The organism is Ruegeria sp. CF3 (assembly GCF_056537365.1).
Genome location: NZ_JBQFRK010000002.1, coordinates 845,742 through 866,678, shown reverse-complemented (window position 1 = coordinate 866,678; position 20,937 = coordinate 845,742). Strand labels below are relative to the sequence as shown.

Below are 20,937 nucleotides of genomic sequence, written 5' to 3'. Positions count from 1 at the left end.
GAGTCCTATTCTCACGATACAAGTTTTGCAACCGGTTGCAAATGGTTTTCAAGAAAAAGCGAGGGAGGACGTCGGAATGGCAGAGATCGGCATTGGCATTCTAGGCGGCGGATATATGGGCAAGGCTCATGCGGTCGCCATGTCCTCGGTTGGGGCAGTGTTCAACACGGCCTTGCGACCACGGTTAGAGATGGTGTGCGCCTCGTCATCGGAAAGCGCTGAGCGGTATCGTCAGGCCTATGGATTCGCGCGCTCGACGGATGACTGGCGTGTGTTGGTGAACGACCCGAAGGTAGAGGCCGTTGTGATCGCCACGCCTCCGGAAACACATCGCGAGATCGCTCAGGCAGCGTTTGCGCTGGGCAAACCTGTGCTGTGTGAAAAGCCTTTGGGCGCGTCGCTGGAGGATGGTGCGGCGATGTCAGCAGCGGCCGAGGCCTCGGGCTTGGCCAACATGGTTGGTTTCAACTATATCCGCACCCCGGCCAGCCAATACGCTCGCGCTCTGATAGCCGAAGGAGAGATCGGCGACATCACATGGTTTCGGGGTGAGCATACCGAAGATTTCTACGCGCACCCTCAAGCCCCGGCAACCTGGCGTACAACAGGAATGTCGAACGGAACGATGGGTGATCTTGCGCCTCATATGATCAATGCCGCACTGGCTTTGATCGGCCCGATTTCACGCGTGATGGCCGAGGTCGAAACCGTGCACAATAGCCGCCCGGGTGGCGAAGTTGACAATGACGACCACGCTCAGATGATGGTGCGGTTCGCGAACGGAGCAATGGGATCGATCTATATCAGTCGAATCGCGACTGGGCGCAAGATGGGCTATGCCTATGAGATCAGTGGCACCAAGGGTGCGATCCGCTTTGATCAGGAAGACCAGAACGTTTTGTGGCTCTACCGTATGGAGGGCCCCGAAGCTGAGCGTGGCTTTCGTAAGATCCTGACCGGCCCTGCGCACCCGGACTATGAGCCGTTCTGTCAAGGGCCGGGCCATGGCACGGGCTATCAGGATCAGATCATCATCGAGGCGCGAGATTTCCTGAGCGCGATCGAGACAGGTAAACCGGTCTGGCCGACCTTCCACGACGGGCATGAGGTCAACCGGGTCGTCGCTGCGGCATTGGCATCGTCAGCGGATGAAAGCTGGAAAAATATCGAAGATTTCTGAGCATCGGAGACAAGACAAGATGAGCATCAGAATTGGCAATGCGCCCTGTTCCTGGGGCGTGGAATTTGCGCAGGACCCGCGCAATCCGCATTGGAAAACCGTTCTCAGCGAATGCGCTGCGGCCGGGTATAAGGGTATCGAATTGGGCCCGGTGGGCTTCATGCCCGAAGACCCTGCGGTGCTGGCCGATGCGCTGGCCGAGCATGATCTTGAACTGATCGGCGGCGTTGTGTTCCGCAACTATCACGACCCCGACGCGTGGGAAGACGTGCTGGACGCCACCCACCGCACCGCTCGCGCATTGAAAGCGCATGGGGCGCAGCATATGGTGCTGATCGATGCGATCTCACCCCGCCGCGCGCCAACCGCTGGTCGCGCCGATGAGGCTGAGCAGATGGACAAGGCCGAGTGGACGGCGTTCCGGGATCGCCTTTCTGAAAGCGCGCGGATCGGGTCCGAGGAATACGGGCTGACCGTTGGGATGCACGCTCATGCTGCGGGCTTCATGGACTTTGAACCTGAACTTATCCGTTTGCTGGACGAGGTCGATGAAAGCCTTTTGAAAATTTGCTTCGATACGGGGCATCACTCTTATGCCGGGTTCGATCCGGTCGGCTTCATGAAGCGCTACGTTGATCGGATCTCGTACATGCACTTCAAGGATATCTCTCCGACAGTGAAAGCGGATGTAATTGCCAATCGGACGGGCTTCTATGATGCTTGCGGGCAGGGGATTTTCTGCAATCTGGGCGACGGCGACGTGGACTTTCCGACCGTTCGCCAGGTGCTGCTGGACGCTGGTTTCACAGGATGGTGCACGGTCGAGCAGGATTGCGACCCAACGCTCGACCCTGATCCTGTAGGGGACGCGCGGAAGAATCGTGAATACCTTGAATCAATTGGTTTCAGTTAAGGAGGTCCAGACCATGACCAAGCTGAAATGGGGCATGATCGGAGGCGGCGAAGGTAGCCAGATCGGACCGGCGCACCGGTTGGGGGCGCTGGCGGACGGGCATTTCCAATTCACCGCCGGAGCGCTGGATCACAGGCCTGACATTGGTCGCGAATACGCCCAACGATTGGGTATCGCGGCAGACCGAGCCTACGGCGACTGGACCGAGATGCTGGAAGGTGAGCGCGGGCGCGAGGATCGGATTGATCTGGTCACTGTAGCCACTCCAAATGCGACGCATTTCGAGATCACCAAAGCGTACCTTGAGGCCGGGTTCAACGTGCTGTGCGAAAAGCCCATGACCATGACGGTGGAAGAGGGCGAAGAGATTGTCAAAGTCGCCGAGAAATCAGGGAAGATTTGCGCGGTAAACTACTGTTACTCGGCTTATCCGATGGTGCGTCAGGCTCGCGCGATGGTGCGCGCAGGTGAGATCGGCAAAATCCGTCTGGTCGTTACCAATTTCAGTCACGGCCATCACGGAGACGCCACTGATGCTGACAATCCACGCGTGCGCTGGCGCTATGATCCTGCGATGGCGGGTGTTTCCGGGCAGTTCGCTGATTGCGGTATCCACGCGATGCATATGGCCGGATTCATTGCGGATGATGAGGTTGAGACCCTGTCTGCAGATTTTGCCTCAACCATTGGCAGCCGTGAACTTGAAGATGATGCCATGGTCAACTTCCGCACGACAAAAGGCGCTGTTGGCCGGTTGTGGACCTCTTCGGTCGCCATCGGTCGGCAGCACGGGTTCGACATTCAGGTGTTCGGAGAAACCGGCGGTCTGCGATGGGCGTCGGAGCAGCCGAACCAGCTTATCTACACGCCTGTTGGTGGTCGCCTGCAGATCATAGAAAAAGGCGAAGGCGGGCTGCATGAAGACGCGCAGCGACTCAGCCGGGTGGCGATTGCGCATCCCGAAGGGTTCCCGTTGGCGGTTGCGAATATCTATTGCGATCTCGCAGATGCTATTGCCGGGGAAACCCGCGACGGCTTGCCAAATGCGGCAGACGGCGTGCGGTCGATGGCGGCTGTGCATACAGCGGTCGAGTCGGCGAAAAAGGGCAGCGCGTGGATGGATGCCCGGCCACCGATGTTTCGTTAACTCTCAGATACGGGGCGCAATGTGCCCCGTTCCACCACCGAACATGGGAATATCCGCGCCTCCGGATATCGGTCGGGTTCGTTCAGGGTTGCCACCATTAGCTCGATCGAGGAACTCACGATTTGCCGGATCGGCTGATGGATGGTGGTGAGATCAATATTCTCCCACCGTGCCATTTCCATGTCGTTCAGGCCGATGATGCCGATGTCTTCGGGCACCTTTAGGCCACTATCCAGAATTGCGGACAACACCCCGATGGACAACACGTCATCGCCGCAGAAATATGCATCAGCCCGCTCAGATTGGAGCAAGCGTAGCATTTCCTGACGACCTGCATCGAATGAGTAAGCCTCAGCAAACGAGCAGGTCACATCAATGCTAGGATGCCGGGCCATCTCTGACATGAAGCCTGCATGGCGATCCTGGGTCGAGGTCGCCGCTTCGGGTCCGCCTAGAAAGGCTACTTTCGTATAACCACGCGCGACCAGCTCGCGGGCCGCCATGCGTCCGCATTCCACATTGTCAATCCCGACCACATGAACCTGCGGTGAAGAGGATGACCGGCCAAAGCTGTGCACCACTGGTACGCCAGCATCCCGAAACGCTTTTGCGAACCCGGGCGGTAAGGTCGACGACGCTACGACAACGCCATCGACCGAATATTGGCGCAGCATTCGTACCGAATTTTCGGGTTCAACCTCGTCGGTCAGATTCACCAGCAATGGGCGCAGGCCTCGGTCCTGCAGCCCCCTGGTAAAGAGGTCGAAAACTTCAAGAAATATCGGGTTGTGGAAGTTGTTCGAGACCAGTCCGATCAGCTTAGTTCGGCCTGTGGTCAGAGATGAAGCCAGTGCATTTGGGCTGTATCCCAGCTCACGCGCGGCCTTCTCGACTTTTCGGCGCATCTTGTCGGAAACCGAGGCCCCATCGGTGAAAGTGCGCGACACCGCCGAGCGTGAAACGCCGGCGCGTTCTGCAACCTCTTTCAATGTGACAGCCATGATCCGTCTGACCTTCCTGCGTTTAGTGGCAGTCCTTTTACCTGTATTCTTTGGCAGATACAGTATGAAACACATCTGACACCGTTTGCAACCGGTTGCAAAATTTTGACAGATATGCTCTAACTCGAGTCGGAGAGGTGCGAAGGACTGCCTCAATCCGCGATAACATGAGTTTTGGGAGGACATCATGACTTCACTGACGAAGAAGTTGGCGCTGGCGGCGGCGGTAGCTGCGACGCCTCTGATCGCAGCCACGGGCGCTGCGGCGGAAGGTGAGAAATACATTCTGGTCAGCCACGCGCCAGACAGCGACAGCTGGTGGAACACGATCAAGAACGGCATCGCGCTGGCAGGCGACCAGATGGGTGTCGAAGTCGAATACCGCAATCCGCCCACTGGCGACCTTGCTGATATGGCGCGGATTATCGATCAGGCGGCTGCTTCGGGTCCGAACGGGATCATTACCACGTTGGCGGATTATGATGTGCTGAGCGGACCGATCAAATCAGCGGTCGATGCGGGCGTTGATGTCATCATCATGAACACTGGTACGCCGGATCAGGCCCGGGAAGTTGGTGCCCTGATGTATGTGGGGCAGCCCGAATATGATGCCGGATTTGCTGCAGGCCAGCGCGCCAAGGGTGACGGCATCGGCTCGTTCCTTTGTGTGAACCACTATATCGTTCAGCCCTCAAGCCAGGAACGTTGTCAGGGCTTTGCAGACGGCTTGGGCATTGAACTGGGGGATCAGATGATCGACGCCGGCCAGGACCCAGCCGAGATCAAGAACCGCGTGCTGGCCTATCTGTCGGCGAACCCGGATACTGATGCGGTTCTGACACTGGGTCCAACCTCGGCTGATCCGACAATTCTGGCGCTGGAAGAAAATGGTATGGCCGGTGACATCTATTTCGGCACCTTCGATCTGGGTGGTGAGATTGTCAAAGGCATCAAGTCTGGCGTGATCCAGTGGGGAATTGATCAGCAGCCCTTCCTGCAGGCTTACCTGCCGGTTGTTGTGATGACCAACTACCACCGCTATGGCGTTTTGCCGGGCAACAACATCAATTCGGGTCCCGGCTTCGTAACTGCTGATGGTCTGACCAAGATCGAAGAATTTGCTGGCGAGTACCGCTGATTCTTACAGCGCGGGCGCCCCGCCAAAGCGGCGCCCGCCAACAACTATCTGACGCAAAATCACTGCTTAACTCGGAGGGGCGTTCTAATGAGCGAGTCTGCTCAAAACACGGCTGTAACCGACGAACGGATTAAAGAAATATCGCCGCTGCGCAAGGCCTTGATCCGGCCTGAACTTGGCGGGATGGTCGGCACCGTTGCCGTCTTCACCTTCTTCCTTTTGTTCGCTTTTGACAGCGGCATGTTCAATGCACAGGGCATGATGAACTGGTCGGTTGTCTCGGCGCAGTTCATGATCATCGCCGTGGGTGCCTGCCTTCTGATGATCGCGGGTGAGTTTGACCTGTCAGTCGGATCGATGATCGGCTTTTCGGGCATGATGATCGCAATTTTTTCGGTCACGCTGGCGTGGCCGGTCTGGATGGCCATTATCGTCACATTTGCGATGGCGGTGGCAATCGGCGCGCTGAACGGTTGGATCGTGATCCGGACTGGGCTGCCTAGCTTTATCGTAACGCTGGCCTTCCTGTTCATCTTGCGCGGCTTCACCATCTTCCTGCCGCAGGTGATCGAGCGTAAAACTATCATTGGCGGCGTAAAGGACGCGGCCGAAGGCGATTGGCTGGCGCCGATCTTTGGTGGTAAAATTTTGCAGGGATTGTTCCAATGGCTCGGGGATGCCGGGATCATCGCCGTATTCGAGCGTGGCACTCGCGCCGGTCAGCCAGTTGTGGATGGTATTCCAATGCTGATCGTTTGGGCGATCGCACTGATCATCTTTGGTCACGTGCTGCTCACCAAAACGCGGTTCGGCAACTGGATCTTCGCCTCGGGCGGGGATGCTGAGGCGGCGCGCAACTCGGGTGTGCCTGTGAACCGGGTCAAGATTCTGATGTTTATGTTCACGGCCTTCTGCGCCACTGTCTTCGCTGTCTGCCAGGTGATGGAGTTCGGATCGGCTGGTGCTGACCGGGGTCTGCTAAAAGAGTTCGAGGCGATCATCGCCGTGGTCATCGGCGGCGCGCTTCTGACCGGAGGATACGGCTCGGTACTGGGCGCGGCGCTGGGCGCGTTGATCTTTGGCGTGGTGCAACAGGGGTTGTTCTTTGCCGGTGTCGAAAGCTCGCTGTTCCGGGTCTTCCTTGGGGTGATCCTGCTGGGGGCTGTGATCCTCAACACCTATATTCGCCGCATCATCACGGGAGAGCGTTGATATGAATCCCGAACATGAACCCATCATCCAGATGAAAAACATCGAAAAGCACTTCGGCAGCGTGATCGCGCTGGCGGGTGTCTCGGTGGACGTGTTTCCCGGTGAATGTCACTGCCTTCTCGGCGACAACGGTGCGGGCAAGTCGACCTTCATCAAAACCATGTCGGGCGTGCACCAGCCCACCCACGGAGAAATCCTGTTCGAAGGCCACCCCATGCATTTCGCCGACCCGCGTGATGCCATCGAGGCCGGGATCGCAACCGTGCACCAGCATCTGGCCATGATCCCGTTGATGTCGGTCTCGCGCAACTTCTTCATGGGCAATGAGCCGGTAAAGAAGGTCGGACCTCTTCACTTCTTTGATCATGACTATGCCAACAAGGTCACGATGGAAGAGATGAAGAAAATGGGGATCAACCTGCGCGGCCCTGATCAGGCGGTGGGCACGCTGTCAGGTGGTGAACGCCAGACCGTCGCCATCGCGCGGGCGGTGCATTTCGGGGCGAAGGTTCTGATCTTGGATGAACCGACCTCGGCCCTTGGGGTGCGCCAAACAGCCAACGTTCTGGCGACCATCGACAAGGTGCGCAAGCAGGGTATTGCAGTGGTCTTTATTACTCATAACGTCCGCCATGCGTTGGCAGTGGGGGACCGGTTCACGGTACTCAACCGCGGTCAAACGCTGGGTACGGCGCAGCGTGGCCAGATCACCCCGGAAGAGCTGCAGGACCTGATGGCCGGTGGTCAGGAGATGGTCGAGCTTGAAGGCAGTCTGGGCGGAACCGTCTGATACTTTTTTGCCCCGCTGGCTGTGCTGGCGGGGTGACTACTTCTTCTCGAAGTACAATATGACTTCACCCAGCCTTACGCCAAAACGCGAAACATAGGCTCGGTTCAATAACCGGTCATCCGACAACAACCACATCCAGTCATCAAAATTGACACGCATGGTGCCGTCTTTGACGGGCAGGTCGATTTTGTACTTCCAGTTAAACGTATCGCCCCTTTCGACCCCACTGGCTGTGCCCAGCACACCGGGAGCGGTGCCGGTCCAGGTGTCATCGCCGGTCTTGGTCAGGGTCCAGATCCGTTGTTCAGTCGCACCATCGTCATAGACGAAATCTTCGACAAGCGTCAGAGTCTCTCCGTCCCATGTGCCGTCAATATCGACCTGGAAGCGACGCGGGACATTACCTAGTACATCCTGAAACTGACCATAAGCGACAGTCTTACCTTCGAAGAACTCTTCAAGGTTCAGCTGACGATCTGACAGAAACGATTTTGGTATACGCGGTTTGGCCGAGCATGCGGCGAGGATGGCCAACCCCGCGATCGCGACACCTGCAATAAGGGTACGGCGGGCGATCATTGCAAAACCCTCAGCTCAGAGTCTGTATCGTGGCCGTTTGCGTCATGCAGATGGGTGGATTTCACTTCAGGCGCAGGGCGCATCGTGGCGACCAGCTCGGCCATCTTGATCCCGAATTTTCGCATCTCGGACCGGTTCATGATTACACCGTTCTCCGTCAGATACATCCAGTCGGTCACATCCAGTGTATGCCCGCCCGCGTCCTCGGGCAGGATGATGCGATAGGTCAGCTTGACCGTTGAGCCCGAAATCACGCCTTTGCCCTCGCCGACAATATCGTCCGCTGTTGCGGTGAAAGTGTTGCCCGTGCCCAACGTCAGATGCCATTTGCGGGTCATCTGTTTGCCGTTGGAATAGGTGAAATACTCGGAAAGCGTACCGGTGTTGCCATCCCATTCGCCGACCATACGCGCGACGAAGCTGTTCGACATCTTGCCGTTAGGGCCATAGATCAGCCCTTCCGACAGGATCTCTCCATTCAGGTTCTTCTTCAGCGAAAACTCAGGCCCGGTTCCGCTGTAGTCGGAAGGTGATTGCGAGCGGAAACTGAGGAACCGGTTCTTCACAGCAAACAGCGCAAAAATCGCAAGCAGACAGATCAGGAGCGTTTTCATTTGGCAGAGACCTCTGTCGGGAGGGTCAGGACCATGCCAAACGCTCCGAGTTTCAAGATGCAGGGCAGCACCGCATAGGCGAGGGTGAGTGTATTCAAAGCCTCGGCAGAATTGGCCTGTCCAGGTGTAAAGCCGCTGCGTTCCAGTAGCGGCAGTGTGAAAAAGGCGGCCAGAGCTAGACCCAGCTTACCTGCGAAAGACCAGATGCCGAACGCAGCAGATGCGTTCAGCCCGGCCCGGGTCAGAACGACCGAGAACATTGCGGGCAGGACAACCATGTCCGCCCCAAGCGCCGCGCCGGATGCGAGGCATATGATGGCGAAACCGACGAGATTCCCAGGGGCTAGAAGAGCGGCCCCGACAAAGCCGAGAATGGCCAGCGGCATGGCGATCATCAGAGTCTGTTTCGGGCCAATCCGATTGCTGAGCCTGGCCCAGAACGGAACGCTGAGCCCGGCGCTGAGGAAGAACAGGATCAGCAATGGCCCCGCTTTGCCTGGCAGTTGCAGCCGATCTTCAACAAAGAACAGAAACAGGGTCGAGGTGATGGCGACGGGCAGGCTGTTGACCAACGCAAGGGCAAGCAGACGTAAAGCCCCTGCCTGTCCTAGGCCTGCAAAGGACAACCCTTGACCGGTGATCGGCGTGCGTCGCCACATTGGCAGGGTAACAGCCAGAGTCACAACGCTCAGAAGCCCGAGAAACATTCCAAAGGCCGGATACCCTTGCGCGGCTGCGCCAAGCGCCACGAACACAGCGGGTGCTGCGGCTGCTATGATAACTCCGGTCAGTTGTCCGCCTTCGCGGAAGGCGGCCAGTGTCATCAGTTCCTTCGCGCTAGCCTGTTTCGCCAGCGTGGCGCTGCGGCCATAAAGCAAGATGGTCCCGAGGCTGTAGGCCGAGAATAACAGGATCAGAATAGACACTAATGCGGCGATACTTGCCCCTTCTGGCAAACCAAACAGCAGTGGAAATCCAATTGCTAGACCCAACGCAGCGGCGGCGGCAAATAACATTTGCCCTGCGGGCCAGCGATCAATGGCCCAGCCAATCAGTGGATCTTGCACCAGGTCGACGAGCCGAATGACCAGCAGAATGGTGCCAATGACCCCCAGCCCGATACCGAGATTCACGGCGGCAAAGCGCGGCAGGTGGATGTAAAGCGGGATACCTGCTGCAGCAAGCATCAGCGCATAGAGGCTGACACGCGGGTACAGCATCACTGCCCCTTCAACTGCTGTGTGAACGAGGCGGATCGTGTATTGTTACCCAGAAAAATTGACATGAAGCTGCGTGTAATACCCGGATTTGTCAGGGTGCAGGTTTTGCTTCCGTTGCGCCAGAAGCTGACGCTGTTGGGGCCTTGCGCGATGGCCAGATAGCTATCGCCTTTGCTGACCGCCTGAAAACAGCCCTGCAATTGGGCTTCCGTCGGCGCAGAATTGCCTTGTCGGGCCATCTCTTCCAGTGTCGACTCGACCAGCGCTTTTTGTTTCAGGTTTTTTCGATAGGTCAATTGTAGGCCGAAATTCTCGTTCCAGCTGAATGCGGCACCGCCGGGCGTGTAAAGCTTGGCGTCATAGAGCGGCAGCCCCAGAAAACGGAATGTCCCGGTGCCGCGCAGCTTAGGGTCTTTGATTGCATCCGACAAAGGCGAAGCCGCCAATCCGCCGGGGACCATCAGCGCCAGTGACAGCAGCGCAGCGCAACAGGTTCTATACGCTGGCCGAAACAGCGAGGTCCGTTTCAGGGATACCATTGTCAGCTCCGATGCTCTGCGGGATGGCGGTGAGGCGCTCGACAACATGCATTGCGCTAGCAATCCCGTCTTCGTGGAAACCATGCCGGTTATACGCCCCGGCAAACCAGGTTCGGTTCTGTCCCTGCATCTCGCGGATTTGCCCTTGCGCGCGCAGGGCGGCTTTGTCGAACACCGGATGGGCGAACTCGACCTCGTCATAGATTTTGTCCGCGGGAATGTCTGATGCGGCGTTCAGGGTCACAAACAGTGGGTCACTGTCGGGGATATTCTGAAGCCGATTCATCCAATATGTAACCCCAACATTGCCCTTTTGCGATCGATAGGTCCAACTGGACCAGCAAGCACGCCGCCTGGGCATTTGGCGAGGATCACAGTGCAGGATAGCTTTGTTCGGTTGATATCTAATCGCGCCGAGCGCCGCTTTTTCCGCTTCGGTCGCTGCATCGCCCAGAATGGCGAGAGACTGATCGGAATGGGTTGCTAATATGATTTCGTCAAACAGAGCGGCCTCACCACCTGCATGGACGGTGACGCCCAGATCATGCCGCTCGATCCGCTGCACGGGTGCGGACAGTCTGATGTCAGCACCGCGCGCACGTAGCGCAGTTTCGATCCGGCGGACATATTCGATGCTGCCGCCTTTCACGGTGTACCACTGGTGCTGATTGGCACGGCCCGAGGCCAGCAGCGCGTGATTGCGGAAGAACTGCACCAGCGAGCGGGCTGGGAACTGATCGACGAACTCGACCGGAGTTGACCAGATCGCGCCGCACATCGGCATCAGATAATTGTGCCGGAACCAGTGGCCGAGACGCAGTTGATCCACAAGCTCACCGATCGTGGTGTCGTCGTCCTGCGCGGCTTCGGGGGCCTCTTTGCCAAACCGCAGGATATCGGCGATCATCTTGTAATAGGCTGGACGCGCGAGGTTGCGTTTCTGCGCGGTCAAAGTGCGCAGATTGTTCAACCCATATTCGATGCGGCCATTGTCGATAGTTGCACCAAAGCTCATCTCACTTTTGGTGACCGGCACGTTCAGCTCATCAAACAGCCGGGTCAAATAGGGGTATGTGACATAGTTGAAGACGATGAAACCGGTATCTACCGGCTGATCTCCGTTCTTTCCGGCCATCACCGTGCGGGCGTGGCCGCCCAGTCGGGGCTCAGCCTCGAACAAGGTTATATCGTTGTCTTCGGAAAGGTAATAAGCTGCGGAGAGACCTGAAATGCCTGCGCCTATGACTGCGATTTTCTTGCGTACGCCCCGGGTTTCGTCGAACATTCCATCCTCGTTATTCGGTATTTACAACAAGATACGCAGGGATTGAGCCTTTGGATCAACCGCGTTAGAAGTTTTTTTCCGACGCGCTATGTAGTGTTATCTGGCCGAATGCTACGAGCGCTGGGCGTGATCCATTGCTGCTGTCAGAACGTATTCGACCTAGTAGTACGAAAAAAGACTTACGCATGAGCAGTTTTGACGGAAAAACCTATTGGATCATTGGCGCCAGCGAAGGGCTGGGCCGTTGCTTGGCCGAAAAGCTGAGCCGCGAAGGCGCACATCTGATCCTTTCTGCTCGCAATGCCGAGCGATTGGATGAAATCTGTGGCACCTTGCCTAATGCACGTGCTGTACCGATGGATGTGACTGATCTCGACACTGTGCGCCGCGCTGTGGTGGAGGCTGGCTCAATTGACGCGCTTGTCTACAACGCAGGCGCCTATGAGCCGATCAGTACGTCAGATTGGGACACCGATGCCGCTTTGGCGATCAGCGATGTGAACTATTCCGGTGCGCTTCGGGTGTTGGGTGAAACCGTCCCAGGATTTGTGGGCTCAGGCAGTGGTGATATCACGCTGATCGGGTCGCTTGCCGGGTATCATGGGCTTCCCAATGCGATCTCGTACGGGGCCAGCAAGGCTGCGCTGATCTCGCTGGCCGAGACCATGCGACACGATCTGGCAGGGTCAGGCGTGACGGTGCGCATTGTCAATCCGGGGTTCATCAAGACCCGTCTGACCGACAAGAACAGTTTCAAAATGCCGATGCTGATGACACCCGAAGATGCGGCCGATCGCGTATTGCGCGCCATGTCCCGTCGCCGGTTTCGAACCGATTTCCCGGTACCGTTCTCATGGGTTGTGCGCCTGATCGATTATTTGCCCGATATTCTGGTGTACCGGGGAAAGTGACCCTATCCGCAAGTAAGCCTCTGAATTGTGCCTGCGCCGTTCACATAAACGTTCAGCCGGTCGATGCGATAATCCTGCGTGGCAATATCATCCGGGCCCAGAACGCGCGACCGTTCAGGCAGTTGGGCTTGTATGGTTGAAACCGGCTCACCAATGGTGTTCGCGAACGGTTCTCCCTTGCAAAATGCAAGTTCAACCGGTGCCTCCTCTAGTTCAAGCGCCGCGTCCTGCGGTGCAGAGGTCTCAGAACATGCGGTCAGAAGAATTAGGATCGGAAATAAACGGTACATTGGCGCAGGGCTTTCTGGTGATGTCGTTTCTGAAATATCAAAGATTTAGCCAACCTGTCATGAAAGCGCAGTTGAAAAAACCCTGTATTTGACGCAGGGTCGGGCAAAACAGACAGGGAGACAAGCACCATGCGTACCCGTGCCGCCGTCGCCGTTCAGGCAGGCAAACCTTTGGAAGTGATGGACGTAAACCTTGAAGGCCCCAAAGCGGGCGAGGTTCTGGTCGAGATCAAGGCGACAGGCATTTGCCATACCGATGAATTCACCCTGTCGGGCGCCGACCCTGAAGGCTTGTTTCCCGCCATTCTGGGCCATGAAGGCGCAGGTGTCGTGCTTGAGGTCGGCCCGGGTGTAACCAGCCTGAAACCCGGCGATCACGTCATCCCGCTTTATACGCCCGAGTGCCGTGAGTGCGAATACTGCCTGCATCCCAAGACCAACCTGTGCCAGGCAATTCGCGAAACCCAAGGCCAGGGCCTCATGCCGGATGGCACCTCGCGTTTTTCTACGTTGGATGGCGATCCGATCCTGCACTACATGGGCTGCTCGACCTTCTCGAACCATACGGTTCTGCCTGAAATCGCGCTCGCCAAAGTGCGTGAGGACGCGCCCTTTGACAAGATCTGCTATATCGGCTGCGGCGTGACCACCGGAATTGGCGCGGTGATCAACACTGCAAAGGTAGAAATTGGCAGCCGTGCCATCGTGTTCGGTTTGGGCGGTATCGGCCTGAACGTGATTCAGGGCCTGCGTCTGGCTGGCGCGGATCAGATCGTGGGCGTTGATTTGAATCCAGCCAAGGTGGAAATGGCGACCAAGTTCGGCATGACGGATTTCGTGAACCCCTCTGAGGTCGAAGGTGATCTGGTGCCGTATCTGGTCAACCTGACCAAGGGCGGCGCGGATTATACCTTTGACGCCACAGGCAATGTCGGCGTAATGCGAGCGGCACTGGAATCGGCTCACAAGGGCTGGGGTGAATCGATCATCATCGGTGTGGCACCTGCGGGCGCTGAAATCTCGACTCGACCGTTCCAACTGGTTACTGGCCGCTCATGGCGTGGCACCGCGTTTGGCGGAGCGCGTGGACGCACCGACGTCCCGAAAATCGTGGATTGGTACATGGACGGGAAGATTGAGATCGACCCCATGATTACCCACACCATGGGCCTGGATGACATCAACCACGGTTTCGACCTGATGCATAAGGGCGAGAGTATCCGATCAGTGGTCGTCTACTAAGGCTCTATAAGGGCTGAAATGGATTGCACGGCGCGCTGCAATGCGCGCCGTTTCTTATTCTCCGGGCCTCGTCGCTCCAGTATCTGACCGGGGCGACCTGACGCGCAGCACAGGCGTATTAGCAGAGGTAGTGTTTGATCGGCTCTCTCGCCAAACCACGAAAACACCTGATGCGATGATGATACTTGCGCCAACGGCGACCCAGATATCCGGGTGCTCGCCAAAGAAAATCACGCCGAAGATCGTGGCCCAGATGATCTGGCTGTATTGACTAGGGGCAATGACGCCGGCGGGGGCGGCGCGATAAGCAAGGATGATCAGGTGCTGTGCGATTACCGAGAACACCCCGACAAACGCCATCATCGCCAGATGCAGCAATGATGGTGGTTGATAAACTGCCGGTTGGGCGACGCTCATGACGGCGATGGCCAGCAGCATAGGATAAAGGATCAGGACGGCAGAGCGTTCTTCATTCCCGATTTTGCGGACAAGAACCGAAGCAAATGCGCTGCAGAAGGCTGCTGCCAGAGCCGCTAAATGGCCCAGGGTGATTTCGGTCGCGCCAGGGCGCAGGACGATCAGGACGCCGATCAGGCCGACGCCCACGGCCGCCCACCTTTGGGCACGGACCACCTCACCCAGAATCGGAATCGACAGAACAGTTACGATCAGCGGAAAGGAAAATAGCAGGGAATAGACTTCGGCCAGCGGCAGCACCGAAAAAGCGTAGAAGGCACAAGACATGGCCATGATCATCGTCGCTGATCGCAACAGCACCAACCACGGATGCCGCGGCAGGAAATTCCCAGTGGTCCGATCGGCTAGAATTGTTACTGCCATAGGGACAAAGGAAAACAGCGTCGCAAAGAAGATGATCTGCAAAACCGAATAGGTGCCACCCAGCACCTTGATCAGCACGTCATGCGTCGCGAAGACGGCAAAGCCTAAGAACGCAAAGGCAAGCCCACGAAGGGCGGAGTTCTGAGCGCTCATGACAAAAGCCTCAATCATAGATGGATCGTTTGGGGTGTTTGATGTTTGCTTAGACCCAAATTGGTCTGACGGGTAGCCCTTATTTTATCGCTAACATTCTTTTGCAGGCAGGGTTGCAGATTTTGCAATACGCAGGAAACGGGTCGAGTCCAAAACAAGCGATTGCCATGATCATCTCAAATCAAGGAGAAACATCATGCACGGAATTTCAGCCCTACCAACACAGCAGGTTCAGGCATATCGCGCCGGTGCGCCGGATGGATATGGAAACCCACCAGAGCGTGCGATTTCCAATGGGGCGGGCAACCCATGCCGTCATTGTTTGAAATACATACCGGAAGGCAAAGAGATGCTGGTGTTGGCGCACCGACCCTTCCCGGAAACGCAGCCTTATGCAGAGACTGGACCGATCTTCCTTTGTGCCGACCCCTGCGCACGCTATGAAAGTGAGGATGTGCTGCCCGAGGCGTTGACCGACTCGCCCAACTACCTGATCAAAGGGTATGGTCCGGACGACCGAATTGTCTATGGAACCGGGATCATCACCCCACAGGCGCAGTTGCATGAGGCGGCTAAAAAAATCTTCTCCCGCGCTGATGTCGCTTACATCCACATCCGATCTGCTCTGAACAACTGTTATCACGCACGGATCGATCGTGTCTAAAGCTTGACGCGGTGCATCCCCCGATGTGGTTGGTTCGGGTCGTTGACAGTTGCGTCGTCGACCCGACTGGAGGTCAACGCAAGGAACACATCCTCAAGATCAGCTTCTTCAGTGCGGACGTCCTGGATGCGAATATCGGCCTGACGTACAGATTCCAGCACCTGCTCGGCTGTAGTTAGGTTGCTGTGGTATTGCAGCACAAGGTCGCCGTTCTCACGTTGCGCTGCAATCACGTTATCCGCTACAGGCAGAGTCTGTATGGGGCTATCCGGCACGATCACCATGGTTCGGCTGTCCATGCGGCCCAGCAGATTGGCCGTGCTGTCTTGTGCGATCTTTTCGCCGTGATTGATAATGGCGATCTCGTCACACATCTCTTGCGCTTCTTCCAGATAGTGCGTGGTCAGGATGATGGTCATGCCCTGTTCGTTCAGCTTGCGCACATTGGCCCAAAGCATCTGTCGCAGTTCGATATCCACACCCGCCGTGGGTTCGTCGAGCACCAGAATCTTGGGATGGTGCACCAGCGCCTTGGCCAGCAGCAGGCGCCGCCGCATTCCGCCCGAAAGCGTGCGCGCATAGGCCTCGGCCTTGTCGGCAAGGCCAACGAGGTCGAGGATCTCATCGCTTCGCCGATCAGACTTGGGAACACCGTACAGCCCGGCCTGAACTTCTAATGCGCCTCGAGGTGTAAAGAACGGATCAAGGTTCAATTCCTGAGGCATCACGCCGATGGCGGCGCGGGATTGGCGCGGGTTTTGATCCTGGTCGAACCCCCAGATCGAGACGCTGCCAGACGTTTTGACCACCAGCCCCGCCAGAATGTTGATCAGGGTCGATTTGCCGGCTCCATTCGGGCCAAGCAGACCGAAAACGGACCCCTGCGGTACCGTCAGGTCGATCCCTTTCAAAGCCTGTTTCTCGGGCTGGCTCTTGCCGCCGCGATAGGTCTTGCGCAGTGATCTGATTGTGATTGCCGCATCGGACATGTGGCCCTTGCCCCCGGTTTGCTCATCGCCCATAAACGCACCTAATACATGCCCGCGAGGCCGACAACCAAAGAAGGATCGCCAGCCGTGACCATCGAAGCGCCGGAAACCAAGATTGTCGAAAATACCCGCGTCGCCTGCGATGGTGGCGAGGGTCCGCTGGGTCATCCGCGCGTCTGGCTGCAGATTCCCGAAGACACTGGTTGGGTCGAGTGCCCCTATTGCGATTGCAAATACGTGCTGCGTGGTGAGGACTCTGGTCAGGACGCGTAAGGGCGACCAGGACGGCAGGCGGTCGTAACTGGCGAGGATAGATAATGCTGTTCACAGCCAAAACGATTGACCTTTCCGACAGCCAGCCAATCGCGAACGGGACTGTGCGCAGTGTCTATGACTTTCCCGGTCATCCTGACCTACTGATCAAAGTTTTTACCCGGTCCCAAGATCGTGTCTCGCACAGGCTTGGCAAGCGACTGGCATGGAAACTGTTCCCCGAGGCGCAGTATCGCAGCACATTGAAAGAGCTGGAATGCGAACTGCGGGTATCGCTGAAACTCGGGACAGAAATTGAGCGTTCACCCCTGTCCAGGATGTTGGGCGTGGTTCAGACGACGCATGGGGCGGGGGTTGTTGTTGAGCGCATTTCTGGCATTGATGGCGGGCTTGCGCCCAAGCTTTATGAAGTCTGCCGCAGTGGATTGGACGCCCCGGTTTTGGAAGCGTTGAATGCATTCGTTGCGCAGATGTTTGACCTTCACATCGTCGCGCGCGACGTCAAAAGCTCGAACATCGTCTATGGAACGCGGGGGGCGGGCCCAGCCTGTTTCCTGATCGATGGATATGGTGAGCGGAACCTCATCCCACTGCGCAGCCTGTCCCCACGTCTGAATGATCGCTCGCTGAACAAACAGTTCTCGTTGATCGCGCAAAAAGCAGGCTTGGCTTGGAATGCGGATAAGCGCACTTTTTCGAATAGCTAAGGCCAGACCACGGGCAAATTAGGTCGCAACGAATTGGCCAGGTGGCCTCGTCTTTCGTGCAGCCCTTCTGTACAACTTGGCGCAACCCAGCGCAGGAGCCTCATATGACCACCACCCAATTCGGAAAAGGCTGCCATCTGCATCTGATTGATGGATCAGCCTTTATCTTCCGCGCCTATCACGCTTTACCGCCGTTGACGCGGAAATCGGATGGGCTACCAATTGGGGCGGTATCGGGGTTCTGCAATATGCTGCAGAAATATGTCGAAGGGAACGCCGGGCCGGATGCGCCGACCCATGTTGCGGTGATCTTCGACAAGGGCTCGCATACGTTCCGTAATGATCTGTATGATCTCTACAAGGCCAACCGTGAAGCGATGCCTGAGGATTTGCGCCCGCAAATGCCGCTGACTCGCGAAGCCACCAAAGCGTTCAACATCGCCTGCAAAGAACTTGAAGGCTATGAAGCCGACGACATTATCGCGACCCTCGCCGTTCAGGCACGTGAGGCCGGTGGGCGGGTGACCATTGTCAGTTCTGACAAAGACCTGATGCAGCTTGTGGGTGGCGGTGTCGAGATGCTGGATGCGATGAAGAACAAGCGCATCGATCGCGACGGGGTGGTTGAGAAGTTCGGCGTCGGGCCCGAGCGGGTTGTCGATGTGCAGGCTTTGGCCGGGGATTCGGTGGATAACGTACCGGGCGCTCCGGGCATTGGTGTGAAGACGGCAGCGCTGTTGATCAATGAATATGGCGATCTGGAAACCTTGCTGGATCGCGCTGAAGAGATCAAACAGCCCAAGCGCCGCCAGACCCTGATCGAAAAGCGCGACCAGATCGAGCTATCGAAGAAACTTGTGCAATTGGACGAAAACACACCGTTGGATTTCACTCTGGATGACCTTGAGGTGAAGGATCCCGATGCTGAGACTTTGATGAAGTTTCTGGCAGAGATGGAATTTCGTACGCTTACCAAACGCATTGCTGACAAGCTGGGCGTCGAGTCCCCCGTCATCCCCGATATATCCACGCCCGAGGCGGAGTCACAGGCCGAAGACGTCCCATTTGATGCAACGAAATACGAATGCGTGCGCGATGCAGCGGCATTGCAGAAATGGATCGATCAGGCCTACGAGCGCGGCTGGGTTGCGGTGGATACCGAGACCACCGGCTTGAATGAGATGATCGCCGATTTGGTCGGGATTTCGCTATGTGTCGAGGCGGGTGAGGCTTGTTACATCCCGTTGACTCACCGTGAAAGCGCGACCGATGATCTGTTCGGATCGGATGCGCTGGCCGATGGACAGATGCCGCTGGATGCGGCTCTAAACTTGCTGAAACCGATGTTTGAGGATCCGTCGATCCTGAAGATCGGACAGAACATGAAATACGATGCCAAAATCTTTAAGCGATATGGCGTCGACGTCGCCCCCATCGACGACACGATGCTGATGTCCTACGCCATGCATGGCGGTGAGCATGGGCATGGCATGGATACGCTATCTGAACGCTATCTGAGCCATACGCCGATTCCCATCAAACCTCTGCTTGGCTCGGGCAAGTCTGCAATCACTTTCGACAAGGTGCCGATTGACGAGGCCACGGCCTACGCTGCCGAGGATGCGGACATCACCCTTCGCCTGTGGAAATTGTTCAAGCCGCAGTTGCATCAGGTGCAGGTGACGACGGTGTATGAAACACTTGAACGTCCATTGGTGCCGGTTCTCAAAGAAATGGAGATGCATGGCATCAAGGTCGATCGCGATGTTCTCAGCCGAATGTCAAATGCATTTGCGCAGAAGATGGCCGGATTAGAGGCTGAAATCCACGAATTGGCGGGTGAGAACTTTAACGTCGGTTCGCCAGCGCAACTGGGTGAAATCCTGTTCGACAAAATGGGGCTTGAGGGCGGCAAGAAGGGCAAGACCGGTAAGTACTCGACCGGGGCGGACATTCTTGAGGACCTTGCAACGGAACATGAACTGCCGCGCCGGGTGCTGGACTGGCGGCAACTCTCCAAGCTGAAATCGACCTATACGGACGCGCTGCAGACCCATATCAATCCTGATACGGGCCGGGTGCATACGTCATATTCGATTACGGGGGCGAATACGGGCCGTTTGGCCTCGACCGATCCGAACCTGCAAAACATTCCAGTGCGTACTGAGGAAGGTCGGCGCATACGTGAGGCGTTCATTGCCGAGCCGGGCAATGTGCTGGTCAGCCTTGATTACAGCCAGATTGAGCTACGGATACTGGCCCATATCGCCGATATTCCGACCCTGAAACAGGCGTTTGCGGATGGATTGGACATTCACGCAATGACAGCGTCCGAGATGTTTGATGTTCCGTTGGACGAGATGACGCCGGATATCCGTCGTCAGGCCAAGGCGATCAACTTTGGTGTGATCTACGGCATTTCGGGCTTTGGGTTGGCGCGCAATCTGCGCATTCCCCGGGCGGATGCGCAGGGTTTCATCGATCGCTATTTCGAACGTTTCCCGGGCATCCGGCGCTATATGGACGACACGATCGCGTTTGCCAAAGAGAATGGCTATGTCCAGACCCTGTTCGGCCGGAAAATCCATACACCCGAGATCAATGCCAAGGGGCCGCATGCGGGGTTCTCGCGTCGTGCTGCGATCAATGCTCCGATCCAAGGGACGGCAGCAGATGTGATTCGGCGCGCGATGGTGAGGATGCCGGATGCGATCAACGGCTTGCCCGCCAAGATGCTGTTGCAGGTGCATGACGAGCTGCTGTTCGAAGTGGCTGAAGAGGCTGTGGATCAAACCATTTCGGTCGCGCGCGCGGTGATGGAAGGGGCGGCTGATCCGGCAGTGAAGCTGGATATCAAGCTGGTCGCGGATGCCGGACAAGGCGCGAACTGGGCCGAGGCCCATTAGGGGCGGCGCTGCTCATCAAGCCCTGCGGGCCCTCTTTGCAGCGGGTCAGGCTTCTGGCCTGACCAGGCGGGCGATCAGGCGTTTTACGAAAGGGCCCAGCGTCAGGATGACGGTAAAGGCGATAGGCCAGCAAAAGGCCCAAGAGGCCATCCAGTCTCCGAGTGTTGAAGGGCTGAAGCCGATAGCTTTGAGCGTGGCTATGCCGGTGACGACGCAGGACATCAGGCCGGACATGATCAAGGCGAACAGGGCATTGGCATAGCGGGCAGATATCATGCGAGGCATCCTTGGCGTGTCGATGCCCTCAATTGCGCCATTTCAGTCTGAAAATCCAGCGTTCATGC

Annotated in this window: 22 protein-coding genes; 12 read left to right on the top strand and 10 right to left on the bottom strand. The window is 57.1% G+C overall.

Features of this window, described 5'->3' with window-relative positions; translation table 11 throughout:
- Positions 1 to 76 precede the first annotated feature (76 nt).
- The 3 genes from ACR0KC_RS11690 to ACR0KC_RS11680 are packed head-to-tail and all read left to right on the top strand — an operon-like array spanning position 77 to position 3,240.
- Positions 77 to 1,180, top strand: a complete 1,104-nt coding sequence (locus tag ACR0KC_RS11690; protein WP_480706591.1) for a Gfo/Idh/MocA family protein — start codon at positions 77 to 79, stop codon at positions 1,178 to 1,180.
- A 19-nt stretch (positions 1,181 to 1,199) separates the two neighbouring features.
- On the top strand, positions 1,200 to 2,093 hold the full coding sequence (locus tag ACR0KC_RS11685) for a TIM barrel protein (RefSeq protein WP_480706589.1): 894 nt from the start codon (positions 1,200 to 1,202) through the stop codon (positions 2,091 to 2,093).
- Between the two features lie 13 nt (positions 2,094 to 2,106).
- Complete coding sequence (locus tag ACR0KC_RS11680) at positions 2,107 to 3,240, top strand: Gfo/Idh/MocA family protein (protein WP_480706587.1); 1,134 nt, start codon at positions 2,107 to 2,109, stop codon at positions 3,238 to 3,240.
- On the opposite strand, the gene ACR0KC_RS11675 is transcribed toward ACR0KC_RS11680, so the two are convergent.
- On the bottom strand, positions 3,237 to 4,241 hold the full coding sequence (locus tag ACR0KC_RS11675; RefSeq protein ID WP_170395012.1) for a LacI family DNA-binding transcriptional regulator: 1,005 nt from the start codon (positions 4,239 to 4,241) through the stop codon (positions 3,237 to 3,239). The genes ACR0KC_RS11680 and ACR0KC_RS11675 overlap by 4 nt on opposite strands.
- Positions 4,242 to 4,428: 187 nt before the next feature.
- Between ACR0KC_RS11675 and ACR0KC_RS11670 the strand changes: the two genes are divergently transcribed.
- The 3 genes from ACR0KC_RS11670 to ACR0KC_RS11660 all read left to right on the top strand — a co-directional run bounded on the left by ACR0KC_RS11670 (position 4,429) and on the right by ACR0KC_RS11660 (position 7,381).
- Positions 4,429 to 5,379, top strand: a complete 951-nt coding sequence (locus tag ACR0KC_RS11670; protein WP_170395010.1) for a sugar ABC transporter substrate-binding protein — start codon at positions 4,429 to 4,431, stop codon at positions 5,377 to 5,379.
- Positions 5,380 to 5,466: 87 nt separating this feature from the next.
- On the top strand, positions 5,467 to 6,591 hold the full coding sequence (locus ACR0KC_RS11665) for an ABC transporter permease (RefSeq protein ID WP_170395008.1): 1,125 nt from the start codon (positions 5,467 to 5,469) through the stop codon (positions 6,589 to 6,591).
- 1 nt (position 6,592) lies between these two features.
- Positions 6,593 to 7,381, top strand: coding sequence for an ATP-binding cassette domain-containing protein (locus ACR0KC_RS11660; RefSeq protein ID WP_170395006.1), 789 nt, complete (start codon positions 6,593 to 6,595; stop codon positions 7,379 to 7,381).
- Positions 7,382 to 7,417: 36 nt separating this feature from the next.
- On the opposite strand, the gene ACR0KC_RS11655 is transcribed toward ACR0KC_RS11660, so the two are convergent.
- Genes ACR0KC_RS11655 through ACR0KC_RS11635 form a run of 5 tightly spaced genes read right to left on the bottom strand, consistent with a single transcriptional unit; the run spans position 7,418 to position 11,618 of the window.
- Positions 7,418 to 7,960, bottom strand: coding sequence for a DUF3833 domain-containing protein (locus tag ACR0KC_RS11655; protein ID WP_170395003.1), 543 nt, complete (start codon positions 7,958 to 7,960; stop codon positions 7,418 to 7,420).
- Positions 7,957 to 8,574, bottom strand: a complete 618-nt coding sequence (locus ACR0KC_RS11650) for a DUF3833 domain-containing protein (RefSeq protein WP_480771874.1) — start codon at positions 8,572 to 8,574, stop codon at positions 7,957 to 7,959. Before ACR0KC_RS11650 ends, ACR0KC_RS11655 begins: the two co-directional genes overlap by 4 nt.
- Complete coding sequence (locus ACR0KC_RS11645) at positions 8,571 to 9,794, bottom strand: MFS transporter (protein WP_480771873.1); 1,224 nt, start codon at positions 9,792 to 9,794, stop codon at positions 8,571 to 8,573. The genes ACR0KC_RS11650 and ACR0KC_RS11645 overlap by 4 nt, the downstream gene beginning before the upstream one ends.
- Positions 9,794 to 10,333 carry a hypothetical protein gene (locus ACR0KC_RS11640; protein WP_170819159.1) on the bottom strand — a complete coding sequence of 180 codons (540 nt, stop codon included), beginning with the start codon at positions 10,331 to 10,333 and terminating at the stop codon, positions 9,794 to 9,796. Before ACR0KC_RS11640 ends, ACR0KC_RS11645 begins: the two co-directional genes overlap by 1 nt.
- The gene (locus ACR0KC_RS11635; RefSeq protein WP_480771872.1) at positions 10,290 to 11,618 is read right to left on the bottom strand and encodes an NAD(P)/FAD-dependent oxidoreductase; all 1,329 of its coding nucleotides are present in this window, start codon (positions 11,616 to 11,618) and stop codon (positions 10,290 to 10,292) included. The genes ACR0KC_RS11640 and ACR0KC_RS11635 overlap by 44 nt, the downstream gene beginning before the upstream one ends.
- Before the next feature lie 185 nt (positions 11,619 to 11,803).
- On the opposite strand from ACR0KC_RS11635, the gene ACR0KC_RS11630 reads away from it, so the two are divergent.
- On the top strand, positions 11,804 to 12,529 hold the full coding sequence (locus ACR0KC_RS11630) for an SDR family NAD(P)-dependent oxidoreductase (protein WP_170613430.1): 726 nt from the start codon (positions 11,804 to 11,806) through the stop codon (positions 12,527 to 12,529).
- 2 nt (positions 12,530 to 12,531) lie between these two features.
- Here ACR0KC_RS11630 and ACR0KC_RS11625 read toward each other — a convergent pair whose 3' ends face one another.
- Positions 12,532 to 12,819, bottom strand: a complete 288-nt coding sequence (locus ACR0KC_RS11625; protein WP_170408581.1) for an I78 family peptidase inhibitor — start codon at positions 12,817 to 12,819, stop codon at positions 12,532 to 12,534.
- A 129-nt stretch (positions 12,820 to 12,948) separates the two neighbouring features.
- On the opposite strand from ACR0KC_RS11625, the gene ACR0KC_RS11620 reads away from it, so the two are divergent.
- Positions 12,949 to 14,061, top strand: a complete 1,113-nt coding sequence (locus tag ACR0KC_RS11620) for an S-(hydroxymethyl)glutathione dehydrogenase/class III alcohol dehydrogenase (protein ID WP_170394983.1) — start codon at positions 12,949 to 12,951, stop codon at positions 14,059 to 14,061.
- Between the two features lie 54 nt (positions 14,062 to 14,115).
- On the opposite strand, the gene ACR0KC_RS11615 is transcribed toward ACR0KC_RS11620, so the two are convergent.
- Positions 14,116 to 15,054 (bottom strand): DMT family transporter, encoded by a 939-nt coding sequence (locus ACR0KC_RS11615; protein ID WP_480706577.1) that lies wholly within the window; start codon positions 15,052 to 15,054, stop codon positions 14,116 to 14,118.
- Positions 15,055 to 15,250: 196 nt separating this feature from the next.
- On the opposite strand from ACR0KC_RS11615, the gene ACR0KC_RS11610 reads away from it, so the two are divergent.
- Positions 15,251 to 15,718: a DUF1203 domain-containing protein gene (locus ACR0KC_RS11610; RefSeq protein ID WP_170566845.1), complete on the top strand. Its 468-nt coding sequence runs from the start codon at positions 15,251 to 15,253 to the stop codon at positions 15,716 to 15,718.
- Here the strand turns inward: ACR0KC_RS11610 and ACR0KC_RS11605 are convergent.
- A complete protein-coding gene (locus ACR0KC_RS11605; protein ID WP_170514245.1) occupies positions 15,715 to 16,707 on the bottom strand; it encodes an ABC transporter ATP-binding protein in 993 nt (330 codons plus the stop codon). The two genes, ACR0KC_RS11610 and ACR0KC_RS11605, sit on opposite strands and share 4 nt — an antisense overlap.
- 87 nt (positions 16,708 to 16,794) lie before the next feature.
- Here ACR0KC_RS11605 and ACR0KC_RS11600 point away from each other — a divergent pair, with 87 nt between their 5' ends.
- The 3 genes from ACR0KC_RS11600 (at position 16,795) to polA (ending at position 20,593) form a co-directional block, all read left to right on the top strand.
- Positions 16,795 to 16,980: a zinc-finger domain-containing protein gene (locus ACR0KC_RS11600; protein ID WP_480706575.1), complete on the top strand. Its 186-nt coding sequence runs from the start codon at positions 16,795 to 16,797 to the stop codon at positions 16,978 to 16,980.
- A gap of 44 nt (positions 16,981 to 17,024) precedes the next feature.
- A complete protein-coding gene (locus ACR0KC_RS11595) occupies positions 17,025 to 17,687 on the top strand; it encodes a YrbL family protein (protein ID WP_480706573.1) in 663 nt (220 codons plus the stop codon).
- 104 nt (positions 17,688 to 17,791) lie between these two features.
- Complete coding sequence (gene polA, locus ACR0KC_RS11590) at positions 17,792 to 20,593, top strand: DNA polymerase I (protein ID WP_480706571.1); 2,802 nt, start codon at positions 17,792 to 17,794, stop codon at positions 20,591 to 20,593.
- A gap of 45 nt (positions 20,594 to 20,638) precedes the next feature.
- On the opposite strand, the gene ACR0KC_RS11585 is transcribed toward polA, so the two are convergent.
- Entirely contained in the window at positions 20,639 to 20,869 is a 231-nt protein-coding gene (locus tag ACR0KC_RS11585; protein ID WP_170408576.1) for a DUF2798 domain-containing protein, read from the bottom strand.
- Positions 20,870 to 20,937: the final 68 nt, after the last annotated feature.